Source organism: Nitrospira sp. CR1.1 (genome assembly GCA_014055465.1).
GTDB lineage: Bacteria > Nitrospirota > Nitrospiria > Nitrospirales > Nitrospiraceae > Nitrospira_A.
In genome coordinates this window covers 89843-102296 of sequence record WIAF01000010.1, presented here as the reverse complement: position 1 = coordinate 102296, position 12454 = coordinate 89843, and the positions used below count along the sequence as shown (strand labels likewise).

Annotated in this window: 11 protein-coding genes and 1 pseudogene; 7 read left to right on the top strand and 5 right to left on the bottom strand. The window is 60.2% G+C overall.

The window, feature by feature from the left end:
- Positions 1–2 precede the first annotated feature (2 nt).
- The 4 genes from GDA65_16260 (at position 3) to GDA65_16245 (ending at position 5825) form a co-directional block, all read left to right on the top strand.
- Positions 3–413 (top strand): hypothetical protein, encoded by a 411-nt coding sequence (locus GDA65_16260; GenBank protein ID MBA5864245.1) that lies wholly within the window; start codon positions 3–5, stop codon positions 411–413.
- Complete coding sequence (locus GDA65_16255) at positions 383–718, top strand: hypothetical protein (protein MBA5864244.1); 336 nt, start codon at positions 383–385, stop codon at positions 716–718. The genes GDA65_16260 and GDA65_16255 overlap by 31 nt, the downstream gene beginning before the upstream one ends.
- 48 nt (positions 719–766) lie before the next feature.
- Positions 767–2431 carry a mercury(II) reductase gene (gene merA / locus GDA65_16250; GenBank protein ID MBA5864243.1) on the top strand — a complete coding sequence of 555 codons (1665 nt, stop codon included), beginning with the start codon at positions 767–769 and terminating at the stop codon, positions 2429–2431.
- A gap of 289 nt (positions 2432–2720) precedes the next feature.
- Positions 2721–5825: a Tn3 family transposase gene (locus GDA65_16245; GenBank protein ID MBA5864242.1), complete on the top strand. Its 3105-nt coding sequence runs from the start codon at positions 2721–2723 to the stop codon at positions 5823–5825.
- Positions 5826–5878: 53 nt separating this feature from the next.
- Here the strand turns inward: GDA65_16245 and GDA65_16240 are convergent, their stop codons facing one another.
- Positions 5879–6142 (bottom strand): hypothetical protein, encoded by a 264-nt coding sequence (locus GDA65_16240; GenBank protein ID MBA5864241.1) that lies wholly within the window; start codon positions 6140–6142, stop codon positions 5879–5881.
- A gap of 35 nt (positions 6143–6177) precedes the next feature.
- Positions 6178–6456: a hypothetical protein gene (locus GDA65_16235; GenBank protein MBA5864240.1), complete on the bottom strand. Its 279-nt coding sequence runs from the start codon at positions 6454–6456 to the stop codon at positions 6178–6180.
- Positions 6457–6903: 447 nt separating this feature from the next.
- On the opposite strand from GDA65_16235, the gene GDA65_16230 reads away from it, so the two are divergent.
- Together GDA65_16230 and GDA65_16225 are read left to right on the top strand one after the other, a co-directional pair.
- Complete coding sequence (locus GDA65_16230) at positions 6904–7182, top strand: hypothetical protein (protein ID MBA5864239.1); 279 nt, start codon at positions 6904–6906, stop codon at positions 7180–7182.
- A gap of 14 nt (positions 7183–7196) precedes the next feature.
- Positions 7197–7502, top strand: a complete 306-nt coding sequence (locus GDA65_16225) for a HigA family addiction module antidote protein (protein ID MBA5864238.1) — start codon at positions 7197–7199, stop codon at positions 7500–7502.
- 205 nt (positions 7503–7707) lie between these two features.
- On the opposite strand, the gene GDA65_16220 is transcribed toward GDA65_16225, so the two are convergent.
- Positions 7708–8724, bottom strand: a complete 1017-nt coding sequence (locus GDA65_16220; protein ID MBA5864237.1) for a tyrosine-type recombinase/integrase — start codon at positions 8722–8724, stop codon at positions 7708–7710.
- Positions 8725–9049: 325 nt separating this feature from the next.
- On the opposite strand from GDA65_16220, the pseudogene GDA65_16215 reads away from it, so the two are divergent.
- Positions 9050–9160 (top strand): annotated as a pseudogene (locus GDA65_16215) (peptidase).
- 22 nt (positions 9161–9182) lie between these two features.
- Here the strand turns inward: GDA65_16215 and GDA65_16210 are convergent.
- Both GDA65_16210 and GDA65_16205 read right to left on the bottom strand, forming a co-directional pair.
- A complete protein-coding gene (locus GDA65_16210) occupies positions 9183–10646 on the bottom strand; it encodes an IS1380 family transposase (protein MBA5864236.1) in 1464 nt (487 codons plus the stop codon).
- A 339-nt stretch (positions 10647–10985) separates the two neighbouring features.
- Positions 10986–12215 carry a DUF4143 domain-containing protein gene (locus GDA65_16205; GenBank protein MBA5864235.1) on the bottom strand — a complete coding sequence of 410 codons (1230 nt, stop codon included), beginning with the start codon at positions 12213–12215 and terminating at the stop codon, positions 10986–10988.
- Between the last annotated feature and the right edge of the window lie 239 nt (positions 12216–12454).

The following is a 12454-nucleotide window of genomic DNA, read 5'->3' as shown; positions in this document are numbered from 1 at the left end:
TGATGAAGACGACCATGTTTCTCGTAAGCTGGATCGTGATGGGGAGTATGTTCTGGGGCGGAACTGGGGCAGAGGCCTCTCCTCAAAAGGCCGGCGCGTCTGCAAGCCAGGCCGGAGAAGTGATGACCCTGAAGATTGAGGGTTGGACCTGCGCCAGTTGCGAAAAGGACATTCGCCGTGCGCTGCTCGCCGTGCCGGGCGTGAACCGAGCAGAGGTGAGCTATGCCCGCGGCGGAGCGATCGTCGGAATCGAGCCCGGTCGAGTCACCCGCGATCAATTGGTCCAAGCCGTCGCGAGTGCAGGCAGCATCCTATCTTCCTATCGGGCCAGCGTGGTTCCGAACGGCACTCTCACGGCCAAGGCTGGCGAACAGAGTGGGGGGTGGAATTGGTTCGGGCACTTCTTGAAGTAGAGGCTCCGGTGACCGGAGGCTTCAACGTGGGCGCGACCATGTGGTGCAAGAGGTCTCTTGCGAGCACACTCGCCGCGCTTTTCCTCGTGGTGCTGTGGCTTCACGATGGCCACATTTTGGTTCTGCCTTCAGAGCCTGCGCTCGACGCCCAGGGCGATCCGCGCGGACATCACCATAAAATCCTCGGCAAGGAAGCGGTGGGAGACGAAAACGTCATGGGGGCCGTGCTCGCTTATGAGAAGCAGGGTGTGCTGGTCAATTATTTGAGCAAAGAGGTGAACGTGGAATTCAGTCGGCCTCATTAAGGGTTCGCCTCAACTTCCATTTCCCCTCACGGACAACGGAGGTATCGTATGAGCAACCGATCCTTTCTGACATTGCGCGTGGAAGGCATGACCTGCGAACGCTGCGCGTGCCACGTCACGCAGGCGCTGAAGGCCGTTCCTGGAGTGGAAGACGTCCAAATCGGCGCCTGGCGTGTAGGGCTGGCCACAGTCGTGGCAGGACCAGACGTGACGGATCGCGCGCTCCTGGAGGCTGTGCAGCGTTCCGGCTACCACGGGGTGGTCGTTGAGCGGCGCGAATTGGAACCGACTCGCACTGTTCCGTCATCGAAACATCGGGACTACGATCTAATGACGATCGGCGGCGGCTCAGCGGCCTTTGCCGCGGCGATCAAAGCTGCCGAGCTGGGCGTCACGGTCGCGATCGTCGAAAAAGACACCATTGGTGGCACCTGCGTGAACATCGGCTGTGTGCCATCAAAGACGCTCATCAAGGCCGCTGAGCTCTGTTATCACTCCGCTTATCCGCAATTCGAAGGGCTGACCGCTTGTCCGTCTCCCTCGAACTGGCAACGAGTGGTGCAGCAAAAGGACGAGCTCGTGGCCGCGTTACGTCAAGGCAAGTATGTGGACGTGGCGGCTGTGTATCCCACCATCACCATTCTGAAAGGAGACGCCACGCTTCTGGGCGGGCGCCAGGTGCGCGTCAATGGCACTGTCTATGAGCCGGAGAAGATCGTGGTCGCGACAGGCTCTTCGCCTTGGGCGCCGCCGATACCGGGACTTCACGAAGCCGGCTTTCTCACTAGCGAGCAGGCGCTCAACCTGGAGGCGCTTCCTGCGTCACTGATCATCATCGGGGGAGGCAGCATTGGGCTGGAGTTTGCGCAGCTCTTTGCCCGATTCGGTGTCCAAGTCATGGTGCTGGAAAGCGGACCACATGTGGCGAGAGCGGAGGAACCGGAGATCGGGCAAGCACTCGTTCGTTACCTCGAAGAGGAGAAGGTTCGGATCTGCACGAACGTCACAATCAGTCAGGTCGAGCGTCGAGATGGAGGCTACCTCGTGCACACCCAGACCGACGGAAAGCCGGAGGTCTGCCGGGCTGATTGCTTGCTGGTTGCGACTGGGCGCCGCCCGAACACGAGCGGGTTCGGATTGGAAGACGCCGGAGTCGCATTAGGGTCAAAAGGCGAGATCACAGTGAACGAGCACTTGCAGACAGCCAATCCCGATATCTACGCAGCCGGTGACTGCCTTGGCGATCCGATGTACGTGTATGTGGCCGCCTATGCAGGCGGTCTTGCGGCCGAGAACGCGCTCAGCGGCGTGGGCAAGGTGTTCGATCTCACGGCGTTGCCGCACGTCACCTTCACCGACCCTCAGATCGCGAGCGTCGGCCTGACCGAGCGACAAGCGAGGGAGAAAGGGCTTCGCGTGCAAACCTCGCTGCTACCGCTTGAGCATGTCCCGAGGGCGCTGGCGTCCCGGAATACCAAAGGCCTTATTAAGCTGGTCGCTGAGGAAGAAACCGGGCGATTGGTGGGCGCACACGTTCTCGCAGCCGAAGCAGGTGAGGTGATTCAGGAGGCTACCCTCGCCATCCGATTTGGGCTGGCTGTGCAGGACGTGGCTGACACGTTTCATCCATACCTGACGATGGTCGAAGGGCTCAAACTGGCTGCGCTGACGTTCAAGAAGGATGTGAGCAAGCTGTCCTGTTGCGCTGGGTAGCGGAATTGGGACGTGAGGCAAAACCCCGGCATGGCTAAATTCCAACAGAAGTACGTAAAGTCCCACAGAAAACCCCCTCCAACGCCGACCCATCGCTATGCAATATAGGTGGGCGTGAGCCCACCGCGAGCCCTGCCCCAACACGTTTTGACACGGCATCATATCTTTGTCATCCAGGCTCCCGTACCATCTGCGCTACTATGCGACGGCGCTTTGTAGACTCGTTCGTGCTGGAGAGGCGCTCGTTCGGCCGTTCATAGCCCGGCACGAACGTGACGGGAGGCTTGCCGTGCCGCGAATGAATATTCTGCACACTGTTGAGCGAGAAGCCTTCGAGTCAGCCCCGATGTTCAATAGTTTTCAGCGCCAGCACTATTTTGATTTCCCTCACACCATCCAGCAGGCGGCCGCGAGCCTGCGCACGCCTGCCAATCAACTGTGCTTTCTCCTGAGTTGCGGGTACTTCAAAGCGAGCAAGCGCTTCTTCCCGTCGCGGACATTTCATCGGCGGGATGTTGACTACGTTGCCAGGCGGACAGGCCTGCGGCTGGGCGGGACCCACCTCGTGCGCTATCCCAAGGAGACCTCATCACGGCACCGGACATGTATCCTAAGCGTCTACGGCTTCAAGCCCTTCCACCCGCACGGCCGTCCTGTCCTTGCTGAAGAAATCGCGCGTCTGGTACGGTCCCAGCTCAAGCCCAAGGTCATCTTCTGGCGGTGTGTCGAGGTGCTGATTCGCGAGAAAATTGAAGTCCCCGGCTATTTCCCCTTAGCCGCTCATACCCTGCGTGCAATCAAGACCCAGAGTCAAACGCTGGCAGGTACCATTGAACGGACGCTGGACCCGGCGACGCGATCCGTCTTGGACGACCTGCTGACGCAGGAACCGCGCGCGGAGGAGACCGTTCCCGGCAAAACCAGTGCCTACAAGCTCACCTTAATGAAGAAGCTCTCGCAGTCGACCAACCCCTCGAAGGTCAAAGAGCGTGTGACCGATTGTAGCCTGGTTCGAGACCTGTACCATCAACTGAGCCGGGTGCTTCACACCCTCGCGCTCAAACCCCGCGGGATCCTGTATTACGCTCACACGGTGATCCGGGCGGAAATCTTTCAGATCACGCGTCGGGATGATCCGGATCGCTATCTGCACGTGGTGGCCTTCATCGCGCATCAGTACTACAGGCTTCACGACAATTTGGTCGATGGGCTGCTCGCCAGTCTGCGGAGCTTTCAGAACGGCGCCCGCCGTGCGCACAAGGAGCAGTGTTACGCCCGCCATCAGCAACAGCACGACACACTGAGGATTCTCCTCGCAAGCCTGGAACACGGGGTCGTCGGAACTCTCACCACCATTGGCAGTATTGCCGAGGATCGGGCACTTAGCGATGCGGAAAAAGTGACCCGCATCCGGGCCTTGCTCGCCGCGCACGATACCCGCCGCCTACTCGAGGACGATCCCGTGGCCGAACTCAAGGCGTCGCTGGTCAGTGAGTTGGGCGAGGACGATTATTATACAATCCTGGAGGCGAAGTCGGTCTGGATCCAGAATCGCGTGAGCCCGGTCCTGAGGGCACTGACCTTTCAGGGTGAGCCCGGCGCCCGGAAATTAGTGGAGGCCATTGAGCAGTTCAAAGACCAGGACGGGGCGGTGGATCAATCGGCACCGACCGGATTCGTGGATCCGAAGGAGCGGGCCGCCGTCAACAAAGACGGCAAGTTCCGCGTCTCTCTCTACAAGGCGCTGCTCTTCCAGCACGTGCAGAGCGGAATCAAATCCGGTGCGCTGAACCTGGAACATTCCTACAAATACCGGCCTCTGGATGACTACCTGATCGACCGCGCCCGCTGGCGGCGCGAGAAACCGCAGCTGATCGAACGGGCAGGGTTGGAGGGCTTCGTCGAGCCCCGCAAGGTGCTCACGGCACTCGACGAGGCCTTATACCAGCAATATCTCACCACCAATCAGAAGATTGCCGAGGGGAAGAATCCCTACATCACCGTCAGGAAGACCGGCGACTTCAGCCTCGCCACACCCAAGCAAGAAGAGCACGATGCAGAGCCCTTACAGCACTACTTTCCCGAGCACCACGTCGTGCCATTGGTGGAAGTGCTCGCCACGGCGAACCGCTTCGCTCACTACCTGGACGAATTGCAACCCCCGCAGCAGCGGTACCACCGTGGTAAGCCCTCGGACGCCACCATCTATGCGGGGATCATCGGCATCGGCTGCGCGATTGGCCTGCGCCGTATGATGCGCATCTCCCGCGGGATTAATGAAGACGAATTGGAGCATACGGTGAACTGGCATTTCACCCTGGATGGTCTGCAGGCGGCCAGTGATCGCGTCGTACGCCTGATGGACCAATTGGAATTACCGAACCTGATGCGCCGCGTGCCGGATCGTCTCCATACCTCCAGTGATGGGCAGCAATTCGAGGTGCGCGTCGAGTCGCTGCACGCCAACTACTCGTTCAAATACTTCGGCAAAGAACAAGGCGTGGCCGCCTACACCTTCCGCGACGAGCGAGACGTGCTGTGGTACTCCACCGTCTTCAGCGCGGCCGAGCGGGAAAGTGCCTACGTGATCGATGGACTGATGCACAACGAGGTCGTCCACAGTGATATTCATTCGACCGACGCCTTCGGGTTCAGCGAGATGGTCTTCGCCGTGAGCCATTTGCTCGGCTTTTCCTACGCGCCTCGCTTCAAAAACCTCAAACGCCAGCGGCGCTACATCTTTAGGACCAAGAGGCCCGATCGTTCCTCCTGGACGATCAAACCCGCTGGTTACGCCGATGACGCGATGGTGATTCAGCACTGGGACGAGATCCTGCGCCTGATTGCCACCATTAAGTTGAAGGAAGTGACGGCTTCGGATCTGTTCCGCCGGCTCAACTCGTACTCGAAACAGCACGCGCTGTATCGGGCACTGAAGGCCTTTGGACAAGTCCCGAAATCACTGGTTATTCTCCAGGTCATCGACAATCCCGTGTTGAGACAAGCGATCGAAAAGCAGCTGGACCGGATCGAACACGTGCACCGCTTCACGCGGGCTATCTCGGTCGGCAACCCGCGAGAGTTTCTCCAGGCGGAGGAAGAAGACCAGGAGCTGGAGGAAGCGTGCAAACGGCTCATCAAGAACTGTATCATCTGCTGGAATTATCTCTATCTGTCCCAAAAGCTGGAGGAGACCACAGAGCCCGCCGACCGCGAAGCCTTGCTCGATGCGGTAGCCCACGGCTCGGCAGCGGTCTGGCGGCACCTGAACCTGCTGGGCGAATATGATTTTTCTGACGAACAGCTACGGGATAGCGTTGGAATCCGGCTCCCAAAATTGACCTCCTCAACAGGTCCCAAATTTGGGGGCGAGCCAATCGTCTTCTCTCCTTGAGTGACTGGGACTTGTCGAAGACGCTGTGGGACTTCACGTACCTCTATTGGAATTTAACCGGGGGGGAGGGCGAGCGGGACTTCTGCAATCCTGAAGTCCACGCGGGCATAGCCGTCCTCGGGGTCGCGCTGGCCGGCGTCGATTTCGTCCTGAATGTCGGCCAGGAATTCATCGAGCGCCTGCTGCGCCTCTTTGCGGGTTGTGAAGGTTTCGGGGACTTCCGTGAAGATGTTGTCTGCGGTCTCTTCGCTGACGGACCAGGTATTGATCCAGCCGTCGCAGAGCGTCCAGGTCTGTACTTCGTAGCGTTTTTCCATGATGTTTCTCCTTGTGAAAAAAAGGAGGAGACCGCTTACGCGGCCTCCCCTTCGGCGAGTGTTGCTCCCTGGATCGCTTCCTCGCGGAGGATTTCCTCTGCGGTCGGAAGTGTTTCCGTGACCGTCTGGTCGCTCGGGGGCATGAGCACCTGGCGCGCGCCGTTGTTGTAGACCAGGTTGAGGCCGTCGCCCTTGCCGTGCTTGAAAGCTGCGCCGACGCGGTTCCAGTACTTCTTGCCGTTGCGGTTGACGACTTCGTAGATCACGAAGGCCGGGGCCTTCTTTGCGGTGGTTTTTGGTTTTTCGTTTGTCATAGTGTTCTCTCCTTGGTTTGTGTTTTCCCTTGCGGGCATGCCTCCATTAAAGCCATGCGCCAGGGCGCAGCGTCACACAGGAAAATTGGGGGAGACCTTCAGGGGGAACCGAGGCTTCCTGTTGACGCGACAAGCGCCCGCGCGTGGCAGGGGGCAAGGATGCACGGAGGGAGAATACAAACGGCTTCAAGGGGAGAGGTGACAAGAACGGGAAACGGACATCGGAAAGAAAAGTCTGCCGGCTGCCTGTTATCGGGTCGTGTTCAGAGCAATGGCAGGGGAACCGGAAGAGCGGAAAAGCGGGTTTTCAGGCAAAGGGCGGGTAAAACGGCTCACACAATTGCCATAGGAGCGGCGATCGGGTGCGGGTGCGATGGACGGATAGGGGGAAACGAGTGGCCGAAAGAATCTGTTGACGAGTGATGCGCTACACGCTACAGTTGAAATATGATAGGAAGTTTCAGGCACCGGGGGCTTAAAAGGTTTTTCGAGGAGGACAATCCGCGGAAGCTGCCGGCTGACATGGTGGACCGGATTAAGGCAATTCTGGCGCGGTTGCACCAGGCGGAGGTGATCGAGGAGATGAACGTCCATTCCTACAGGCTTCACCCGCTGAAAGGCAGCCGGAAAGGGGAGTGGGGCGTAACGGTGAGGGCCAACTGGCGTATCACCTTTCGGTTTGAGGATGGCTATGCGCTCGATGTGAATTTTGAGGACTACCATTGAAAAGGGAGAGTGTTATGAAGGCTTTAAAAATGAAGACCCCCCCGCATCCGGGATTCTCGGTGCGCGTGGACTGTCTGGAGCCGCATGGGTTGAGCGTGACCGACGGGGCGAAGGTGCTGGGTGTGTCGCGGTCTGCGTTGAGTCATCTGGTGAACGAGAGCGCGGACCTGTCTTGGGATATGGCTATTCGCCTGGCGAAGGCGTTTGGCAGCACGCCAGAGGGATGGATGCGGTTGCAGTTCCAGTATGATGCCGCCCAGGTGGCAGAACGGGCCAAGAAAATCAAAGTGAAGACTTTTGCGGATGCGGTTCATGCGTGAGGAGGGTGAAGCGGCAGAGAGGTACGTTGTAACCCTGTCGGGTTTGGAGAAGCTGTGAGCATGGGATGGCACACCAACGTCTTCTCTCCTTGAGTGACTGGGACTTGTCGAAGACGCTGTGGGACTTCACGTACCTCTGTTGGAATTTAACCGGGGGTAGGGCTGATTGGCTGCCAGAATGAAGTGAAGCGGGAGGCGCGGGTAGCTATTGAATATCGTCGAGGTAGCGTTCCGCCCCAAAGCGGATGCGATTGACCTGATCGATGAGCACCTGGGTCGTACGGATGGATTCATGCCGCATCGTCTGCTTGACCTCCGACGGGCTGGCGCCTTTGCGATAGGCCAGCGCACCACCTGACAAACGCAGGGAGAGCGCGGTCACATGGGGCCGGGCAAGGCCGGCCTGAGTAAAGGCCTCCTTCAGCTGTTTCCGCATCCCTCGCGTCGTCATTCGCTCGCCTCGGTGGTTCACATCGTGATTCGTGAAGAGCGGATCAGACGGTGGAAAACGACCGTCAGGATATCGATGGTGGAGGTATCCCCAGAGCTTCGGACTGAGATCCGGTCGCACAATCACCGGCTCCTGTTTCGCCTTTCCTTTGCTGTGGAGAAACAGCAGGCTTCCTTCCTCTCCATACTCCGTCAGATCGCCGATATTGGCTGCCGCGAGTTCGGATTCGCGGGCGCCGGTCCGAATCATCAAGGCCGCGAGGAGATAATTCCGCAGGCCGATCGTTGTGTCTTGATCAAACTCCTTCAGCAACCCTTGGAGGTCCGTTCGCGTCAGTAAGCGATGGCGTAACCACCGGGCACGAGGCGGCCCGGCCACGGCCGCAAAGGGATTCTCGGACAGGTGGCCGGCGGACACCAACCACAGGCACCATTGCCGGACGGCTGAAAGATGGAGTCCCTGTGAGGGCTTACTCCGAGTCCCTCCCACTGCGAGCCGCGACCCCCCGGTCTCACGTGTCGATAGTCGTGTGGGCTCCGCGGAAGCTGGCCTCAGAATGTCCGTCGCAAGCCAGTGCGCGTACCGCTTCCCGAGCGTCTCGGAGAGGGGAGTGGATGATTCGTGGCCCTGCCACCAGTGATGAAACACGGTTAATTTTCGTGCATAGGTCGCGACGGTGCTCGCGGCAATCGCTCCGGCCCGCTCCCCAAGAAACAAGGCAATCAGTGAGGGGGCCCGTTCGCAGGTGATGGACGGCTGAGCGGTAGACATAGTACCTGGTATACCAGCGGCGTACCCGCTTTGCAACCCTTCTTCGCGCGCGCTTTCGGAAAGAAATGGGCGGAAAAGTAGAGGCGTCCGGAGGGGGATGGGTGGTAGCTTACGGTATACCAGGTACTGCACGTCCGAGAATGAGGTTGAACGCTCGGGGGACACTCGAACAAGGTCTCGCGGGTTCTGATCGGTTGGGTCTCCTAGAATCCCGGGGTGAAGTCTCCGAGGAGGCACAGCCAGCCTTCAGTCCATTGATCCACCGGTCAACGGCATGATCGATGAAGAAATTCAGCCATGGGGCAACCACAGACTCGCCTCTCATCGGCTTGCCCGGCAGCTCGCCCAACTGGATCTCGCCAACACGGTGGCGGACATGAATGTGACGGGGTGGGGGCTCCATGCGCTAGCCGGACGCCTCGTAGGACATTATTCCGGATTCCGCAGTTGAATGACGATCATGGGGAGGCGCCGTGGGCGTGAGGGGTGAATCGGAGCGCTGGCACGGTGAGGTCGGCAGGTCCAGCTGGGGGCTGACTGGCGTCAGTGGCCTCGGCCAGGTTCCAGTCCAACTGCGCCGCAATCGGGAGGCCGTGGAACAGAGTCCGCAACCGGGTGAGAAAGTCGGCCCGCTCCTCGCGAGGGACGGCGAACCGCACCCGGAGGCGTCGAGCTTCGGGGATCAGATCGGCCCCCACCAGAAAGATCAGGTCCCGGACGGCCCGCAGCCGCCGCTCAAACCAGCAGGACGGGAGCACGGTCTCGCGGAACCCCATCAAGAGGTTGTAGAGGACACAGCCGGTTCGAAAGGCCGCATCGGTGGCGTCGAACGACTGGAGACAGCACGTGTCGAGGCTCAGGTCCTCTTTCAACTCCTTGATCCGGTTCTCACTGTCCGCTCGGCCCGCGTACATCCGTGTGACCAACTCCGCGGCATAGGGCACGGTGGTGACGAAGACCCGGTACGTATAACCCGGACAGGCCAGCATCCGACGCCCGCTGGCCTCGGGGCGCTCCGCCAGCGTCTGGCGCAGGCACACAAACCGGCGCGTCCGGCCCCGCCAGACCGGCAATGTGGCCCTCGCCTCGGCCACCGCGATGCCACGGGCGACCGGCCGCCACTCGGTCTCCGACATCCGATAGATCACCACCTTGCGCAGGAGGGGCGTCAGCCGGGCCACAATGATGTAGGGCACGTCGCGGGCCTCCAACGCCGCCAGGAACGCGGTCACGAAGAAGCCGGCATCGGCCCGCACCAACCCGATCCGGTACCCAGCAGGCAGCATCGTGAGGGCTTGCGCCAGACACTCCCGTGCGCCGTTGGCTGTCCCGGCATGCCCGGCCCGCAAGGTGGCCCACAACAGGCGGCGCCGTTCGCTCAGCCAGGCCACCAACGGATGATGCGAGGGCCGGCCACGCATGACCGGATTGTGCCCCTTCAGACTGCCGGCTTGGTCGCCGTACCGACAGAAGACCGTCGAATCCAGATCCAGCGTATGGCCCAGCAAAATCGGCCGCATGGCGTGCAAGGAGAAGCGGATCAGGGCCTCCGATACTTCGGTGGTGTGCCGATACGTGAAGCCCTGGAAGAAGCGTCGCAGGGTATCGGGCGATGGGAATCGCGGCAGCCCCAGCAAGCGCGGGAGCAGCGGATCGCGGCGGTAGCGCGTGAAATGCTCGAACCGCTCGGCGCCCAGTGCCAGCCCGTACCACCAGGCCAGGAGCACGTCCACGGCGGGAATCTGATTGTTGGAGGTTTTCGCAAAGGAGACCAGCAGCGGGGCCAGCGCGGCACGCAGTCCAATCAGTTCGACGTACAGCCGGAGCAGAATCGCACCGGCCCACACCGTGATGGGATGCTCGGTACACGCGAAGCTGATCTTCGGGTAGAGCGGTGACGCGACAGGGCGACGAGTTCGCATGCCAACCCTCCTGTGCCGACAAGAGAATTTGGCCGCTGATTCTCCATCAAGACTGATCAACTGCGGAATCCGGGCTGAGTACGCGGGCGATCAACCGGATCGTTACGGAGGGACTCCTCTTGGCCGGGGTGAAGAAGCCGGGGATTATGATGCAGAGTTTGCGGCATTCGACGCCCACCTTTGCGTTGCTCAATGACCCGAATCCGACCAGGGGCCAGAAGCTGATGCGGCACAAGCACTATGCCACAACCGAAATTTATGTGGAGGAAATGCAGAAGCTGTTGGAGGGGGCGGAGGAGGCGGTGACACAGATTTAGGTGAGGACGCCAATCATGCAGGTTAGGGCGCCCACAGGGCCTGGACCGGTACGAGCCAGAGTTTCTCGCCGAATGGGATGAGATGATCACCCCCATAGAGCACGATGCCGGAGCGGAACCGTTTCCCCAGTTGATCGCGCAGGGCTTGCAATGCCACGAAGTCAGAGGCCGCCACGGTCGCGCTCACTTTGACTTCGACTCCAGCCACCGAGCCGTCGGCGTGTTCCAGCACAACATCCACTTCCGAACCACCAGCGGTGCGAAAATGGTAGAGCGATGCGTGCGGAGCAGCCCATGACAGCTGTTTGCGAAGTTCGCCCACGACGAAGGTTTCCAGCATCCGTCCCAACAACGCACGATCTTCGCTGAGCCGTCGGGCGTCCGCACCGATCAGATGGCATGCCAGGCCGGTGTCGACCAGATGCAGCTTGGGTGCTTTGACCAGGCGCTTCCCCATGTGTGGCGACCAGGCCGGCAGGCGATGAACGAGAAACACCGTTTCCAGCAGGGCCAGATAGCGGGTCAAGGTCGTGTGCGGCAGTCCGGCGTCCCTGCCGACGTCGGCGAGATTCGCCAAACCGGCCGTGCGGGTGGCGAGCAATTTGAGAAGGTTGGGCAGCTGGTGCAGCGCATCCACCCGCGCCAGATCGCGCACGTCCCGTTGCAGAATGGTGGAGATGTAGGACGCAAACCACGCCGACCGGCGATCCTCTGCGTTGCGCTGTATGGCCTCCGGGTACCCGCCGCGAGTCAATCTGGCCGCAAGATCCTGTGTGGTCGCCGTGAGCTTCGTTTTGGCGATGGTGCCGTCAAACAGACGTGTCACCAATCGCTCGCGCGTGCCAGCGAGTTCACCCGTTGAAAACGGGAAGAGGGGAATGACCTCCATCCGTCCGGCCAGCGATTCGGATAACCGCGGCAGTGTGAGCACGTTGGCCGATCCGGTCAGCAGAAAGCGACCGGCCCGGCGGTTCTTGTCAACGGAGACTTTGATCGCAGGGAAGAGATCCGGGGCCTTCTGGATTTCGTCGAGTACGACTGGGCCATGCAGGTTGCGGATGAAGCCGACCGGATCACTCGCTGCCAGTGCGAGCGTGGCCGCATCATCCAGCGTGAAGTACTCCGCGCCGGTCTTCTCGGCCATCGCTCTGGCCAGCGTGGTCTTCCCAGTTTGCCGAGCGCCGTTGAGCAGCACGACCGGCGTGTCTGCAATGGCCGAGTGGATCGCTTGCTCAATATTTCTCTTGATCATGGAGAGATATTCACCTGTTTGTGGTGAATTTGCAAGTGGAACCAACACGTGATCCAGTGAGAAGGGGCGCAGGCACCTCGTCGACGTTCTTGAGGTGTCCCATAGACGGCAGGATGTGGAACGGATGCGCTCAACCATTGATATGGTGGTCCAGGATTCTTCACGTGGGTTTTCGATTATCTGGACGTAATCGGGCTTCGTGGGCGTCGCCGAAGTATATCCAAATGGGTACAATACCT